Annotated in this window: 15 protein-coding genes and 1 tRNA gene; 9 read left to right on the plus strand and 7 right to left on the minus strand. The window is 71.6% G+C overall.

Translation table 11 applies throughout. From position 1 onward, the window contains the following. Nucleotides 1-68: 68 nt before the first annotated feature. Nucleotides 69-476 carry a hypothetical protein gene (locus tag Q9R26_RS06650; protein WP_071404030.1) on the plus strand — a complete coding sequence of 136 codons (408 nt, stop codon included), beginning with the start codon at nucleotides 69-71 and terminating at the stop codon, nucleotides 474-476. Next, the gene (locus Q9R26_RS06655; RefSeq protein ID WP_311226849.1) at nucleotides 476-964 is read left to right on the plus strand and encodes a hypothetical protein; all 489 of its coding nucleotides are present in this window, start codon (nucleotides 476-478) and stop codon (nucleotides 962-964) included. Before Q9R26_RS06650 ends, Q9R26_RS06655 begins: the two co-directional genes overlap by 1 nt. A 93-nt stretch (nucleotides 965-1,057) precedes the next feature. On the opposite strand, the gene Q9R26_RS06660 is transcribed toward Q9R26_RS06655, so the two are convergent. The 4 genes from Q9R26_RS06660 to Q9R26_RS06675 form a co-directional block, all read right to left on the minus strand. Next, nucleotides 1,058-1,936, minus strand: coding sequence for an aldo/keto reductase (locus Q9R26_RS06660; protein WP_182065293.1), 879 nt, complete (start codon nucleotides 1,934-1,936; stop codon nucleotides 1,058-1,060). 67 nt (nucleotides 1,937-2,003) lie between these two features. Beyond that, complete coding sequence (locus Q9R26_RS06665) at nucleotides 2,004-3,251, minus strand: FAD-dependent oxidoreductase (RefSeq protein WP_259579190.1); 1,248 nt, start codon at nucleotides 3,249-3,251, stop codon at nucleotides 2,004-2,006. A gap of 141 nt (nucleotides 3,252-3,392) precedes the next feature. After that, nucleotides 3,393-3,860 (minus strand): DUF6264 family protein, encoded by a 468-nt coding sequence (locus tag Q9R26_RS06670; protein ID WP_311226850.1) that lies wholly within the window; start codon nucleotides 3,858-3,860, stop codon nucleotides 3,393-3,395. A gap of 10 nt (nucleotides 3,861-3,870) precedes the next feature. Further along, entirely contained in the window at nucleotides 3,871-4,743 is an 873-nt protein-coding gene (locus Q9R26_RS06675; protein ID WP_182065290.1) for a CoA ester lyase, read from the minus strand. Between the two features lie 206 nt (nucleotides 4,744-4,949). Between Q9R26_RS06675 and Q9R26_RS06680 the strand changes: the two genes are divergently transcribed. Beyond that, nucleotides 4,950-8,774: an ATP-binding protein gene (locus tag Q9R26_RS06680; protein WP_182065289.1), complete on the plus strand. Its 3,825-nt coding sequence runs from the start codon at nucleotides 4,950-4,952 to the stop codon at nucleotides 8,772-8,774. Nucleotides 8,775-9,076: 302 nt separating this feature from the next. After that, nucleotides 9,077-9,661, plus strand: coding sequence for a CDP-alcohol phosphatidyltransferase family protein (locus tag Q9R26_RS06685; RefSeq protein WP_259579194.1), 585 nt, complete (start codon nucleotides 9,077-9,079; stop codon nucleotides 9,659-9,661). A 94-nt stretch (nucleotides 9,662-9,755) separates the two neighbouring features. Here Q9R26_RS06685 and mscL read toward each other — a convergent pair whose 3' ends face one another. From mscL to Q9R26_RS06700, 3 genes are all read right to left on the minus strand, one after another. Continuing rightward, on the minus strand, nucleotides 9,756-10,250 hold the full coding sequence (gene mscL, locus Q9R26_RS06690) for a large conductance mechanosensitive channel protein MscL (protein ID WP_259579196.1): 495 nt from the start codon (nucleotides 10,248-10,250) through the stop codon (nucleotides 9,756-9,758). A gap of 76 nt (nucleotides 10,251-10,326) precedes the next feature. Further along, nucleotides 10,327-10,617, minus strand: a complete 291-nt coding sequence (locus Q9R26_RS06695) for an FmdB family zinc ribbon protein (protein WP_209135225.1) — start codon at nucleotides 10,615-10,617, stop codon at nucleotides 10,327-10,329. A gap of 1 nt (nucleotide 10,618) precedes the next feature. Next, on the minus strand, nucleotides 10,619-11,203 hold the full coding sequence (locus tag Q9R26_RS06700; RefSeq protein WP_209135223.1) for a 5-formyltetrahydrofolate cyclo-ligase: 585 nt from the start codon (nucleotides 11,201-11,203) through the stop codon (nucleotides 10,619-10,621). A gap of 114 nt (nucleotides 11,204-11,317) precedes the next feature. Between Q9R26_RS06700 and galU the strand changes: the two genes are divergently transcribed. The 5 genes from galU to Q9R26_RS06725 all read left to right on the plus strand — a co-directional run bounded on the left by galU (nucleotide 11,318) and on the right by Q9R26_RS06725 (nucleotide 15,395). Beyond that, on the plus strand, nucleotides 11,318-12,208 hold the full coding sequence (gene galU / locus Q9R26_RS06705; RefSeq protein WP_311226851.1) for a UTP--glucose-1-phosphate uridylyltransferase GalU: 891 nt from the start codon (nucleotides 11,318-11,320) through the stop codon (nucleotides 12,206-12,208). A gap of 88 nt (nucleotides 12,209-12,296) precedes the next feature. Next, the gene (locus tag Q9R26_RS06710) at nucleotides 12,297-12,956 is read left to right on the plus strand and encodes a GNAT family N-acetyltransferase (protein ID WP_182065285.1); all 660 of its coding nucleotides are present in this window, start codon (nucleotides 12,297-12,299) and stop codon (nucleotides 12,954-12,956) included. A gap of 118 nt (nucleotides 12,957-13,074) precedes the next feature. Continuing rightward, nucleotides 13,075-14,208, plus strand: coding sequence for a hypothetical protein (locus Q9R26_RS06715; protein ID WP_311226852.1), 1,134 nt, complete (start codon nucleotides 13,075-13,077; stop codon nucleotides 14,206-14,208). Nucleotides 14,209-14,281: 73 nt separating this feature from the next. Next, nucleotides 14,282-14,357, plus strand: a tRNA-Ala gene (locus Q9R26_RS06720). Between the two features lie 210 nt (nucleotides 14,358-14,567). After that, the gene (locus Q9R26_RS06725; protein WP_209135219.1) at nucleotides 14,568-15,395 is read left to right on the plus strand and encodes a hypothetical protein; all 828 of its coding nucleotides are present in this window, start codon (nucleotides 14,568-14,570) and stop codon (nucleotides 15,393-15,395) included. The last annotated feature ends 44 nt before the right edge of the window (nucleotides 15,396-15,439 follow it).

Raw genomic sequence — 15,439 nt, forward strand, 5'->3', positions numbered from 1 at the left:
CTGTACGCTCGATGACGGATCTGCACCTCATCCGGGGGAGTGCGGACAGATCGAGGGGACTCTCCACCATGCCCAAGAAGCTCATCGCGCTGGCCACCGCCGGCCTCGCACTCACGCTGCTCGCCGGCTGCTCGACCGGGCCGTCCAAGGCCGAGCAGTGCACGCAGTTCGAGAAGACCGTCAAGTCCGCCGCCCAGGGCGTGCAGTCCGAGGCCGCGAACCTGCAGTCCGACCCGGACGCCGCCGTCACGAAGCTCAAGGAGCTCGACGAGAAGATCTCCGACGGCGTCGACGACCTGTCGGACGACGACCTGAAGGCCAAGGGCGACGCCTTCGAAGAGGCGTACGGCGACCTGGTCGACGACATCGAGGACATCGCCGACGACCCGCAGTCGGCCGACGTCTCGGCCCTGACGAAGTCCAGCACCAAGGTGCAGGACGCCGGCAACGCGTTCCAGAAGGAGTGCAACTCCTGATGCGTCGCATCCTCACCGCACTGGCCACCGCCGGCCTGGCACTCACGCTGCTCGCCGGCTGCTCGGGCGGCGACGGCGGTTCCTCCGACGGCGGCTCGTCCGGCCGCGACTCGGGCTCGTCCAGCGCCCCGTCGGCCTCGAAGACCGCCGCTGCGGCACCCGCCCAGACCAAGGGGGAAGCCTGCTCCCTGCTCGAGAACGAACTCGCGTCGTTCCTGAAGGAGCAGGGTTCGAACTCTGCCCCGGCCGAGCCGAAGGCCCGCGCGGCGCTCATCGACGAGTTCGTCCAGCGCATCGACTCGGCGCTGGAGAAGGTCTCGAACGACCAGGTCCACGACACGTTCGAGGACTTCTCCGGCGCGGCGAAGGGCTACAGCTCCGCCATCCGCTCCGGCGCGGCCGAGGACAGCACCGAGGTCACGAAGGCCCAGTCCGAGGTGCAGACCACGCTCGACCAGGTCTCGGCGGTCTGCCCCGCCAAGAGCTGAGCGAGCGCCCGCCCAGCCACGCATGACGACGCCCCGCCGCTCCTGGACCCGGAGCGGCGGGGCGTCGTGCTTCCCCGTCCGGGGGAACGGGCGTCAGACGGCTGCGGGCTGCGAGGCGTCGAGGCGTGCGACGTCCTCCGGCCGGAGCCGCACGGTCGGCGCGGTGATCGAGTTCAGGATCGACTGCGGCCGGGACGCACCGGGGATCGGCACGACGACGTCGCTCTTCTGCAGCTCCCACGCCAGGGCGATGACCTGCGGGGTGACCCCACGGTCGCGAGCGATGTAGGCGAAGTCCTCGAACGCCGTCCCGAGGTCCGCCGCGCTCCCGATGCCACCGAGAGGGCTCCACGGCAGGAACGCGATGCCGAGCTCGTCGCACAGTTCGAGCTCCGGCTCACTCGACCGGAACTTCGGCGAGTACTGGTTCTGCACCGACGCCAGGCGTCCGCCGAGCACCTCGTTCGCGGTGCGGATCTGGTCCGGGTCGGCGTTCGAGATGCCCGCCATCCGGATGACGCCCTCGTCGAGCAGCTCGGCGAGCGCCCCGATCGAGTCGGCGTACGGCACCGCCGGGTCGGGCCGGTGGAACTGGTACAGGCCGATCTGCTCGACGCCGAGCCGCTTCGCCGAGGCCTTCGCCGCCTCCTTCAGGTACTCCGGGTGCCCGTTCTGCGCCCAGTTGCCGGCTTCGGGACGCAGGTGTCCGCCCTTCGTCGCGATGAGCACGTCCGAGGTGTCGTCGTGGTACTCCCGGACGGCCCGCGCGATGAGCTCCTCGTTGTGCCCCACCTCGTCGTGGCCGCCCAGGTGGTATGCGTCGGCGGTGTCGATGAGCGTGACACCGTTCTCGAGCGCTGCGTGGATCGTGGCGATGGACTGACGCTCGTCCGGTCGGCCCTCGATCGACATGGGCATCCCGCCCAGACCGATGGCACTGACGGACACGTCTCCGATGACTCGTTGCTTCATCGGCCCAGCATGCGCCCAGCCCCGGTGCCGACGCCCAGTTCCCGCACCGACGCGCCACGGGCGTCCGTCACCGACGCGCCCACTCCGGCGCGTGTTCCGGCAGCGGGCCGAACGCGATGCCGCGGGCGTAGACGCCCCGGACCGGCGGGACCCAGCGCGCGAGGAGCACCGGCAGCAGCGGTGGTCCGTCCCGCAGGTGCCCGGCGAAGGCGCGCTCGAACACGACCCGGTGCAGCACCGCCTGCGCGGCCTGCACCAGGGCGGCTGGTGGGGTCCGGCGACGCTGGACGGCTGCGAGCACGCGGTCCAGGGCGCCACCGCGGAGCCCCCGCCGGAGCGCCGGCACCAGGATCGTCGCGGTCGCCACCGCGTCCTGCACCGCGAGGTTGATGCCGACGCCACCGGCAGGCGACATCGCGTGTGCGGCGTCACCGATGCAGAGCAGCCCCGGGCGCCACCACCGGCGCAGGCGGTCCATGCGGACGTCGAGCACGTGCACGTCGTCCATCGAGGCGATCGCGTCGACCCGGTCCGCGAAGTCCGGTCGGAGCCGCGCCACACGGGCCCGGAAGGCCGTCACCCCCGCGGCACGCAGGGCCGCGTCCGAACCCTTCGGCGCGAAGTACGCGACCTGGTGGTACTCCGGCCGCGGGAAGCTCAGCAGCACGTCCCGGTCCGAGAACGCGGGGGTGAGGGCGCTCGCCGCGTCCCCGGGGTGCCGGGGCAACCGGAACCACCAGGTGTCGAAGGGCACCCGGAACGCTCGCGGCACGAGCCCGGCGGCGCGACGCAGCACCGAGTTCCGCCCGTCGCAGGCGATCACGACGTCGGCGCGGAGTTCCTCGGGTTCGCCGGTCCCGTCCCGCGGCCGCAGGTGGACCCCGGTCACGACCCCGTTCTCCTCGATGAGCCCGGTCGCCGCCAGGCCCGTCGAGATGCGGAACGACGGCTCCTGACGGGCTGCGGTCACGAGCAGGTCGAGCAGGTCCCACTGCGGCACCATCGCCACGTGGTCGTACGGAGGTGCGAGACGCGAGAAGTCACCGAGCAGCAGCCGGGAGCCGTCCGGCATCGGCAGCGAGAAGTCGTCGAGACGTGACTGCGGCAGCGCCCGGAACGGTGCACCGAGTCCGAGTTCGTCGAGCAGACGGATGGTCGAGGCGTGCACCGTGTCGCCCCGGAAGTCCCGGTTGAAGTCGTCGTGCCGCTCGAGCACGCGCACCTCGACGCCGGCGCGGGCGAGCAGCAGCCCGAGGACGACCCCTGCGGGGCCGCCACCGACCACCGCGACCGTCGTCCGCGACACCGTCACCATGCCCGGGACGCTACCCCGGTCCGGACTGGAGGCGCGTGGCGGCCCCGCCCCGCGCCTCCAGTCCGGAACGCACGCACGTTCTCCACCCCGACACACGTCGGACGACGGTGTCCGGTCGGAAGGGTGGTGTCGGTGCGCCGGTCAGGCGCCGGCGGACACCGACGACGAAGCGGAACCGCTGTCGACGGCGTCCACGAACACGGCCCCGCCCCAGGCGATGACGACGATCGCGAGCACGAAGCCGATCGCCGCGATCCACCACGACGGCTTCCGCCGGATCCACGCGCCGATCGACAGCACGATCGTGGTGACCCCGATGACGAAGGCGCCACCGACCGCGATGGCCGCGCCACCGAAGTACCCGCCGGGCGTGCAGCCCGACGCGGCGTCGCACTCGGCCGTGGCCGAGGCGATCGCGACGATGCCGACGACCGCCGTGATCGCGGTCATGACGGCACCGAACACCAGGAGCAGCACCGTCGAGATCCGGTCGGCGAGCTTCGCCGGCGGGAACAGCGTGGTGCCACCGCGCTCCCACGCCGCGCGCTGCGCGTCCGTGGGGCCGGAGGAGGACTGCGGCGGAGGGCCGGGGACGTTGGACCAGGTCATGCGTGCAGTCCTACCGCGCCTCGACCCCGAACGCCTGTGCGAGCCGCTGGATCTTCTGCGCCCGACCGAGCCGCGGCAGGTCGGAACCGTCGCGGATGACCCGGCCGCGGGCCTCGAAGTCGTCGAGGAAGTCCTGCGCCCAGGCGACGTCGGTCGGCGTGGGGGAGATGACCTCGTTGATGACGGGGAGCTGCTCGGTGTCCAGGCAGAGCTTGCCGGTGAGGCCGAGCGACACGGCCACCTGCGACTGCTCGCGGAGGATCGGGTGCGACGACCCGACCGTGGGGCCGTCGATCGGACCCGGCAGGTCGCCGACGCGCGAGGCGACGACCAGCTTCGACCGCGGGTACGCCATCGCGAGCGTGTCGGCGCTGGTCCCGGTGTCGCGGCGGTAGTCGCCGGAACCGAAGGCCAGGCGGAACGCGCCCTGCGCCCTGGCGATCGACACGGACTCCTCGATGCCCAGGGCCGACTCGACGAGGGCGATCACCGGCGTCTGGCCGCCGAGACGGTGCCAGGTGTCGGTGACCTGGGCGGGGGACTCGGTCTTGGCGAGCATGACGCCCTGCAGCCCGGGCAGGCCCCGGAGCTCCTCGACGTCGTCCGCCCAGAAGTCCGTGGTGACGTCGTTGATCCGCACCCAGGCCTCGCCACCGCCGGCGAGCCAGGCGGCGACGCCCTGCCGGGCCGAGGGCTTCGCGGCGGGGTCGACGGCGTCCTCGATGTCCAGGATGATCTGGTCGGCGCGGGAGCGCTGGGACTTGTCGAACCGGTCGGTGGCGGTGCCGGACACCAGCAGCCACGACCGTGAGATCTCGGCGGGGACCGATCGACGCCGGTTCGGCGTGGGGGCGGACGGAGTGGTGCGGTCGTCGATGGCCATGCCCCGTTGGTACCACACCGGACCGGGCTGCCGTCGGATCGGGCGCGCCGCACGTCGGGTCGGACGGTGGCGCACGTCCGGCCGGACGGCGGTCACGTCCCGCCGGACGGCGGTCAGGTCCGTGCGGAAACCCCGAAACCTCGGTTCATTGCCAGAGAGGCCGTCCGGTTCCGCCTACAGTGTCGGATGTGTGGCGAGCGGACAGGGTGACCGACGGTGAGGACGACGTGAACGACGACGTCCCCGTCGAGGGTGCCCGCGCGCGCCCCGACGACGACCGAGACGAGCAGCAGGACGTGGACCAGGAACGGACCGACGAGCCGGACCGCACGCTCCGCCCGGAGCTGCAGATGACGAGCCCGCAGGCGATCAGCCTCGGCGACCCGCGGCTGCAGGCCGGCAACGCGGCCGAACCGACGTGGGACGGCTGGCGCACCCAGCTGACCGGCGTCGGCGGCACGAGCCCGCTCACGCACTTCAGCGACCACCCGCGCGCCCGCATCGAGCTCTCGACCACCCACCCGGGCGGTCTCGCGCAGTTCATCACCGGCAAGACGACCCTGCTGTCGAGCCTGATCCGCGACGAGGTGGCGCTCCGTGCCGCCCGCGTGGCTGCCGGACACGTCGAGGCGAAGGGCACCGAGCTCGCCACCGTGCGCGGCATCGACGCCGTGAAGCTCGGCATCGGCATGGCCGACTGGCAGCACGGCGACGAGCAGTTCCGCGGCCCGGTGCTCCTGCGCCCCCTCGCGATCCGCCGGCACGGACGCGACTTCGAGGTGCGCCTGCTCGGCGAACCGGTGCTCAACCCGGGTCTCGCCGACGCGCTGCACGAGCAGTTCGGGGTCATCCTCGACGCACAGTCCTTCGTGGCCCTCGCGCAGCAGGACGGCTCGTTCACGCCGAACCCCGTCATCGACCGCCTGCGTGGCCTGACCGCGCACATCCCCGGCTTCTCGGTGCACGCCCGCCTCGTGGTGTCCACCTTCGCCGAGGTCGCCACCGGCATGGTCGAGGACACCGGCGACCTGTCGCACCCCGTGCTCGACGCCCTCGCCGGCAACCCGAGCGCGAAGTGGCAGGTCGAGCAGTCCTACCACCCGGTCGAGCAGACCCCGTCGGACGAGCGCAGCCCGGAGACCGACACGCTCCTGCTCGACGCCGACGACGAGCAGGAGAACGTGATCGCGCAGATCACGGCCGGCAACTCCATCGTCGTGAAGACCCTGCCCGGCACCGGTGGCACCCAGACCATCGTGAACGCCCTGGGCGGCCTGGTCGCCGCGAACAAGCGCGTGCTCGTCGTGAGCCCGCGCCGCGCGACCCTGCGGGGCATCGCCGCCCGCTTCGGTGAGGTCCAGCTGCCCGGGGTCGCGGTCACGCCGTCGACCCTGCGCCGCGACGTCGTCCGCGCCATCGCCCGGAACGAGAAGGCCGCGCGTCCGAACCTCCGCGAGGTCGACGACGCCCTGGTCCGCCTGCGCAAGGTGCTCAAGGACTACCGCGGCTCGCTCACCCGCAAGGACCCCGACTTCGGCGTCTCGGTGCTCGACTGCCTGGTGGAGCTGTCGCGCCTGTCGCTGCTGCCCGTCGCCCCGTCGACCACCGCGCGCCTGTCGAAGCAGTCCGTCGCCTCGATGGTCGAGGGCCGCTCGCGCGTCGCCGAGACGATGGTCAGCGCCGCGAACCTCGGCGAGTTCCGCTACGGCCCCGACGACTCGCCCTGGTACGGCGCGAAGTTCGGTTCGAGCGACGGTGCCCAGCGTGCGCACCGCATCGCGAAGGACCTCGACGCCGACGGCCTGCCGACCCTGCTCCGCCGCGCCCACGACCTGGTGAGCTCGACGCACATGCGCCAGTTCACGACGATCAACGAGCTCGGCATCTACCTGCGCCTGCTCACCGAGATCCGTGACACGCTCGACCGCTTCCTGCCGGTGGTCTTCGACCGCTCGGTGTCCGAGCTCGTGGCCGCCACCGCCCCGCGCGGCGAGGGCGCCCCGATGTCGTCGACCAACCGTCGCCGGCTCAAGAAGCTCGCCCGCGAGTACGTCCGCCCGGGCGTGCACGTGTCCGACCTGCACGAAGCCCTGACCCGCGTCCAGCAGCAGCGGGTGCTCTGGCAGCGCTACGTCGCCGCCGGCGTGAACCCCGAGGTGCCCACGGGCATCGCCGACGTCCAGGTGCTGTTCTCGAACGTCGCCGAGGACCTCGCGCGCCTCGACGAGCCGCTGGGCCGCACCGAGCGTGACCGCCAGCTCGCGAACACCCCGGTCGACCAGCTCGTCCCGACCATCGCCGAGCTGGCCGCCGAGTCCGACGTCCTGCACAACCTGCAGGAGCGCACCGAGCTCATGCAGACCCTGCGCGACCTGCAGCTCGAGCCGCTCATCACCGACCTGGCGAACCGGCACGTGCCGGACGTGCAGGTGCCCGCCGAGCTCGAGCTCGCCTGGTGGCAGTCCGCCCTCGAGACCATGCTCGAGTCCGACCGGGCGCTGCTCGGCGCGAACACCGACATGCTCGACCGGGTCGAGGCCGACTTCCGCCTGGTGGACGACGCCCACGCGGCCGGGGTCTCCCAAGGCCTGGCGTGGCAGCTCGCCGAGAACTGGAAGGTCGGTCTCGTCGACTGGCCGGAAGAAGCGACGGCGCTCAAGACCCAGCTCCGCGACGGCGCGATCACCTCGCGCCTGTTGCAGGACTCCGCACCGCACCTGTCCCGGTCGATCGCACCGGTCTGGCTCGCCAGCCCGTACGAGGTGCCGCAGATCGCCGACACGATGCCCTTCGACACCGTGATCCTGGTCGACGCCGGTGCCGTGACGATCGCCGAGACCGTCGGCGCCGTGCGTCGTGCCCGCCAGACCGTCGTGTTCGGCGACCCGGTGACCCAGACGCCGTCGCCGTTCCGCATCGCCGTGGACCCCGAGCACCGGGCGCTGCAGGTCGACGAGGGCACGCTCGACGCGTTCCACGCCGACTCCGCCCTGGCGAAGCTGTCCACCCTGCTGCCGACCCTGTCGCTGTCGCGGTCGTACCGCGCCGGCGGCGAGGACCTGGCCGAGCTCGTGAACCGTCGCTTCTACGGCGGCAAGATCGAGTCCCTGCCGTGGGCCGGCTCGTTCCTCGGGCACGGCTCGATCGCGCTCGACTACGTCAGCGACGGCAAGGCCGTGCCCGACCCCGAGTCCGGTGCCGTCGAGAGCGTCGACGCCGAGGTCGACCGCGTGGTCCGGCTCGTCATCGACCACGCGCGCACCCGTCCGACAGAGTCGCTCATGGTCATCACCGCGTCGGCGAAGCACGCCGTGCGCGTCGAGCAGGCCGTGCTGACCGCCGCCCAGGGCCACAAGGACCTGACCGAGTTCGTCATCGGTGACCGAGCCGAGCCGTTCATCGTGGCGACGCTCGAGCAGTCGGTGGCGCAGAGCCGCGACCGCGTCGTGTTCTCCATCGGCTACGGCCGCACCCCGCACGGCCGTGTGCTGCGCGACTTCGGTCCGCTCGGCAAGCCCGGCGGCGAGCGGCTGCTGGCGGTCGCGATGACCCGCGCGCGTCGCTCGATGGTCATCGTCACCTGCTTCCAGCCGTCGGACATCGAGGCCGAGCGCATGGGCCACGGCACCGTCGCCCTCGCCGAGATCCTGGCCGAGGTGCGTGCCCGCACCACCGCCGAGTACGTGCCGGACGACTCCGATCCGCTGCTCGTCGACCTGGCCCGGCGCCTCGAGATGCGCGGCATCCCGGTGGCGCTCGGACACCGCGGCAAGCTCGGCCTCGTCGCCGCGCACGGCGGGGTGTGCGTCACGATCGAGACCGATGCGTCGCTGGTCAAGGGATCGCTGCGCGAGTCCCTGCGCCTCCGGCCGGAGGTCCTCCGTCGACTCGGCTGGCACTACGTGCGCGTGCACGCCTTCCAGCTGTTCTCCGACCCGGACCGCGTCGCGAACACCGTCGCCGCGGTGCTCGGTGTCGACCGCGGCGCCACGCAGGAGATCTCGATCCCACCGATCCCCGCCCGCCGGTGAGCCGCCGGGCCTCGCGGCCCGCCGGTCCGGTGACGCCGGAGACGGACCAGCTGGTGGGCACGTGGACGCGGGCCGACGACGCGTCGTCAGCCGCGCCTCCCGTCCGTCCCACCGCTGACGGAGGCGAGACGGACGAGCCGCCTGGAGGCCCGGTGCGGCGCCGCAGACGCGTCACCACCCAGCCGGTGGCGGGCTACGACCCGACGCCGCCGCCGGAACCGGCGCGCCACCGCGACGGTGAGAACGACGACCAGCTCCGGCGCGACGTCCCCCCGCACTGGTAACCGGTAGCCTGGCCCGTGATGACTGACACCGCGCGGCAGCGCCCCGACTGGCAGACCTGGCCGAACCTGATCACGCTGTTCCGCCTCGTGCTGATCCCGGTGTTCATCGGCCTCGTCGTCGCTGGCCACCCGGGGTGGGCGCTCGTCGCCCTCGTCGTGATCGGCGTGAGCGACTGGGCCGACGGCTTCATCGCCCGGAAGTTCGACCAGGGTTCCAAGCTCGGCAAGGCGATCGACCCCGTCGCCGACCGGCTGGCCATCATCGCGATCGTGCTGTCCCTGGTGCTCGTCGGCCTGCTGCCCTGGTGGGTGGTGGCCGTCGTCGTGCTCGTCGACCTGGTGCTCGTCGTCCTGTCGAGCGTGCTGTTCCACGGCAACCCGGACCTCGACGTCACGTGGACGGGCAAGATCCGGTCGGCCCTGTTGTTCGTCGGGCTGCCGGTGCTGCTGTTCTCCGCGGTGCACACCGTCGACGAGAACGCGCCGTGGGTCCGGGTGGTCGCCCTGGTGTTCGTCTACCTCGGCACCGCGGGCCACGTGCTCGCCGGCGTCCAGTACGCCGTCGCGATGTTCGCGAAGCGCCGCGCGGTCCCCGCCGCCTGACGAGGCCCCTCTCCGCAGAGCACCGGTGTCGACGCTGCGCACCGCGGTCCGCGGGTGTGCAGCGCGCGAACACCGGTGTCTCGCGGCGCCGGGGCTAGAACTTCGTCGACCCGCCGATGCCGGGGCCCTCGGGAGCGTTCGACGGGGCGATGTGCGCCCCGGTGCTCGTGGCGCCGCCCGTCTGCGGGCGGAGCAGGTCGCGGATCTCGAGCAGCACCTCGACGTCGGTCGGGGGGACGTCCTGCGGGGTCTGCTGCTCGTCGTTCTTGACGCGCTCGAACGCCACCTTCTTCAGGTGGTTGACGGGCACGACGAGCGCGAAGTAGACGACCGCGGCGACGATGACGAAGTTGAGCACTGCGCCGATGATCGCGCCGAACTGCAGTTCCGCGTCACCGCCGGAGACTGTGGGGATCGCCACGACCAGTGCCTTGTCCAGGCTCGAGGCGTTGAACACCGCACCGATGAGCGGGTTGATCAGGGCGTTGACGATCGTGGTGACGATCGCGGTGAACGCCGCACCGATGACGACTGCGACGGCCAGGTCGATGACGTTGCCGCGGAGCAGGAACTCCTTGAAGCCCTTCATGCGAGGGTCTCCTTCCGGGTCGAGGACGGCCGCCGGGTGGCGACGCGCCCAACCTATCCGGGGAGCGCAGTCCGCGTCAGGACGATGCGGGCTTCGGCGTGCTCGGCTTCGACTCGGCCTTCTTCGCCGGCTCGGCCGTCTTCGGTTCGGACTTCGCGGGGGTGCTCGACGAGCCCTCGGATCCCGGGGTCGGGCGCGAGTCGGTGCGGTAGAAGCCGCCGCCGTTGAAGGTCACGCCGACGGGGGAGAACACCTTGCGCAGGACGCCGCCGCAGACCGGGCACTCCGTCAGGGTGGCGTCGGAGAAGGACTGCTTGATGTCGAACGCGTTGTCGCACTCGGTGCAACGGTACGAGTAGGTGGGCACGTCAGCTCCGGAACGTGATGATGCGCGACGGCGTGATGATGCCGTCGACGGGTTCGTCGTGGGGTTCGCGCGGGACCTCGTCGAGGTACTCCGCGTCGAAGATCACAGCATAGACGGGCGGGCGGTTCGCCATGGACCCGAGGGTCTTGTCGTAGTAGCCGCGCCCCCAGCCCATGCGGACACCGTCGTGCCCGACCGCCGCCGCCGGGGCGAGGATCGCGTCGACGTCGTTGATCGCGAGCGGGGACAGGACCTCGCCGACGACCTCGGGCAGGCCGAGCACGCTCTCGGTCTCGCTCTCGCCGTCGCCCACGGCCCAGTCGAGCAGGCCGTCCTCGCGGGTGACCGGCAGCAGCACGCGGATGCCCTGCCCGAACGCCCAGTTCAGGAACGGCCGGACGTTCGGCTCGTCCGGGGCGGACAGGTACAGGGCGAGGGACGTCACCTGGCGCTCCTCGACGAAGCGCTGCAGGGTCGCGGTCAGGGTCTGGGTGTCCGCGTCGCGTTCGGTCGTGGTCCGGGTGCGCCGCCGCTGCCGGAGTTCGGCTCGCAGGGCGCGCTTCTCGTTCCCGAGATCGGCGATCATGCGCAGGAGTCTACCGAGGGGTACGGTTGCGGCTTCCCGCCGGGAACCCGCGGGGTGCCGTGTCCCCCGGAGCGACGACATGCCCTCGAAAGGGGGATCGGATACGGTCTGACCATGGGCTTCCAGATTTCGAAGGCGGTGATCCCGGCCGCAGGGCTGGGTACCCGCTTCCTCCCCGCGACCAAGGCGATGCCGAAGGAGATGCTCCCCGTCGTCGACAAGCCGGCCATCCAGTACGTGGTGGAAGAGGCTGTCGGCGCCGGGCTGACCGACGTGCTGATGATCACCGGGCGCAACAAGAACGCGCTCGAGAACCACTTCGACCACGTGTCGGAGCTCGAGGAGACCCTCCGCAAGAAGGGCGACCACGAGAAGCTGCAGAAGGTGAACCAGTCGACGGACCTCGCCGACATGCACTACGTGCGACAGGGCGACCCGCTCGGCCTCGGCCACGCGGTGCTCCGTGCCAAGATGCACGTGGGCCGCGAGCCGTTCGCCGTGCTCCTCGGTGACGACATCATCGACGCCCGCGACCCGCTCCTCAAGCGCATGATCGAGGTGCAGGGCGAGAAGAACGCCACCATCGTGGCCCTGCTCGAGGTCCCCGAGTCGCAGACCCATCTGTACGGCATCGCCACGGTCGAGCCGACCGACACCGCCGACGTGGTGAAGATCACCGGGCTCGTCGAGAAGCCCCCGCAGGGCGAGGCACCCTCGAACCTGGCCATCATCGGCCGCTACGTCATCCGTCCCGAGGTCTTCGACGTCCTCGAGAAGCAGGAGCCGGGCAAGGGCGGCGAGATCCAGCTGACCGACGCGCTCATGAAGATGGCGAGCGCCGAGGAGTGGACCGGCGGCGTGTACGGCGTCGTCTTCCGTGGACGCCGGTACGACACCGGTGACAAACTCGACTACATCAAGGCGATCGTGCAGCTCGCCTCGGACCGCGATGACCTCGGCCCCGACCTCAAGTCGTGGCTGAAGGAGTTCAACGCGGGCGAATAGTCGGCCATCCCGCTCGGGTCCGTCACACCACGGACCCGGGCGGGACACCCCGTCCCGCACAGCGGCGGGACCCCGGAGGAACCCAGCGATGACGACGATCCCGACCCTGTCCCACGGGCGGGTCACCATCCGGCCCCTCCGGCTCCGCGACACCCGCGACCTCGACGCGGCACTCGCGACGAACCGCTCGTGGCTCCGCACCTGGGAGGCCACGAACCCCTCCGGACACGTCTCCACCGACGTCCGGGGCAGCATCCGCGCGCTCCAGGCCAACGCCCGCGCGGGACTCGGACTCCCGTTCGCGATGGAGCTCGACGGCCGCTTCGTCGGGCAGCTCAACGTCTCCGGCATCTCCTACGGCTCGCTCGCGAGTGCCTCCATCGGCTACTGGGTCGTCGAGGACGCCGCCGGCCACAACGTGACGCCGATCTCGGTCGCCCTCGCCGTCGACCACTGCTTCCGCTCGCTCGGCGTGCACCGGATCGAGATCTGCATCCGGCCGGAGAACGCTCCGAGCCTGCGCGTCGTCGAGAAGCTCGGCTTCCGGTACGAGGGACTCCGTCGCCGGTACATCCACATCAACGGGGACTGGCGCGACCACTTCTGCTTCGCGCTGGTGGCGGAGGAGGTCCGCGGGGGCGTCCTCGAGCGCTGGGTCCAGGGGCGGGTGCCGCCCGGCGCGGGGACCGTTCCGCTCGCCGCACGCGACGAGGCGGCACTGCCGCTGGACACGACGCCCCGCATCTGACGTCCCGGGTCCGACGGGCCTGGAGGCGCGGCTCGCCTCCCACGGATTCCGCCCCGACATGCGCAACACGCGTCCGGCAATGACGCGGCGCGGGAACCGCCGCCCCTACCGTGTTCGCATGGCAGGAATCGGCTCGTGGGGTGGCGGCATCGTCCTGCTCGTCGCGGCCGTCCTCTGGCTCGTCTACCTGATGCCGTCGTGGGCCGCCCGTCGCCAGTACCTGGCCACCGAGCGGAACGCCATCCGGCTGCAGCAGACCCTCCGGATCCTCGCGCAGACCGCCGAGCTGCCGGACGAGGTCCGCATCGAGATGAACGCGAAGTCCCTCGCTCAGGCGCAGCGCGTCGCCCGGTCCGAAGAGGCCAAGCGCACCGCCATCGTCCGAGCCCACGAGGCCGCGCGGCAGCGTGAGATCACCCGCCGCCTGGCCGAGCAGGCCCCCGTGCTCGAGCGGGCGTCCGCCGTGCCGGCCCTGACCGCGATGCGCATGCGCCGTTCCCGGCTCGGGGCGACCCTGTTCGGCACGCTCGGCATCGTCGTGGCCCTCGTGGTCTTCGTCGCTGCACCGTCGCTCTGGCTCGTCGGTGTCGCCGGACTCGTCGCCGCCGGTGGGTCCGCAGCGGTCCTGGCCCAGCTGCACCAGGTGGCGACGGCGCGGAAGCAGCGTCTCGCGGCCGCCGAGACGGGCGCGACCCGCGCCTCCCGGCCGTCCACCGCATGGACGGACCCGGCACCGCCCCTGTCGACCGAGCAGCCTGCCGAGCCCGCAGCAGACCGCTCGTGGACCCCGAACCACGTGCCCAAGCCCCTCTACGTGGAGCGGCCGACAGCACCGGCCGCGTCGCCCGAATCGTCGGCGGAACTCGCCGCCCGGCTGAAGGAGCGCGTCGCTGCGGCCAAGGCGGAAGCCGAGGCCGAAGCCTCGGCCATCCGCGCCGGCGAGTCCGACCCGTCACTGGCACGGGTGTCGCGGATGCGACCCGAACTCGAAGAGGCTGCGGCGTCGCTGTCCGCGCACGACCAGGGGCGTCTGGCCGAACGGCTCGGGCTCCGTGCTCCCGCAGCCCCGTCCGCGTCGGGCGGCGTTGCTCCCGGCGCTCCTGCTCCAGCAGCTCCTGCTCCTGCTCCCGCTCACGAGCCCGACGAGCCCGCCGGGCCGCCGAGCAAGTGGGCCGGCATGGGTGTCCTCGACGATGACGCCTACCAGCAGGCCGACCTCGACGCGATCATGCGACGGCGCCGCGCGGTCTGACCCGCGGCACGCCCGAAGGGCCACCTGCGATTTCGGCTGGGCCGAACGAGGGTGCTAGTGTGGTCGAGCACTTGGGGCTATGGCGCAGTTGGTAGCGCGTCTCGTTCGCAATGAGAAGGTCAGGGGTTCGAATCCCCTTAGCTCCACCAGGTGGCAACCACGAGAACGGCCCGGAACCCAGGTTCCGGGCCGTTCTCGTTGTCGGCCGTGTCGGGGCGATCGTCCTCCACAGGCCCAGTCGGGTGCACCGTTCGACACAGTTCACGGACAGGGGTGGTGTGTTGTCCGACGCACCGCCCTAGACTCCCCGTGCGCCGGTGGGGCGCGGCCGACCGGTTCGGCCCGATCAGGGGGAGAGCATGTTCCGTATCAGTCGTCTCGTCGCGACCATCGCGACCACGGTGGTGGTGGCCGCCGGCATCGCCGTCGCCGGCCCGTCGTCGGGCGCATCCGCAGCGGTCACGCCGCTGGGTGTCGACATCTCCTGGCCGCAGTGCGGCAGCCAGGTGCCGACCGACCAGGCGTTCGGCATCGTGGGCGTCAACGAGTCCCTCGGCAACACCACGAACCCGTGCCTCGCCGAACAGCTCGCCTGGTCGGCGAAGTCCGTCGGGGGTTCGGCCCAGCCGAAGACGCAGCTGTACGCGCTGTTCGCCAACCCGGGTCTCAAGGCGTCGGTCTGGCCCACGTCGAACCGCTACCAGGGCACGGTGCCCACCAACCCGTTCGGCAAGTGCGTGACCAAGGGCGGCAAGAAGCAGGTCACCCTGGCGTGCTCGTTCATGTACGGCTACGCCCGCGGGTACGACGACGTCCAGAGCCGTGGTGTCCCGAACCCGTCCGCCTACCGCTGGTGGATCGACGTCGAGACGGGTCTGTCGTACCAGCGTGACACCGCCCAGAACCGCGCGGCGATGCAGGGCATGATCGTCGGGCTCAAGACCGCCGGCATCAAGCGGATCGGCCTCTACTCGACCGGTTCGCAGTGGAAGACCATCGCCGGCACGGTCAAGTCGAACAGCCCGCTCTACGGTCGCTCGAACTGGATCGCGCTCGGCCGGAGCACGGTCACCAAGGCGCGGAAGGCCTGCTCCGGCACCCCGCTGCCCGGCGGCACCATCGCGATGGTCCAGGTCGAGGTGCCCTACGGTTCCGGCACCATCGACCGCAACGTCTCCTGCACCTGATCGCTCTGACCTGACCTGACCGACGGACGGGAGGCCCGGTGCCA

It is taken from the genome of Curtobacterium sp. BRB10 (assembly GCF_031844325.1).
In the GTDB taxonomy this organism is placed as follows: Bacteria; Actinomycetota; Actinomycetes; order Actinomycetales; family Microbacteriaceae; genus Curtobacterium; species Curtobacterium poinsettiae_A.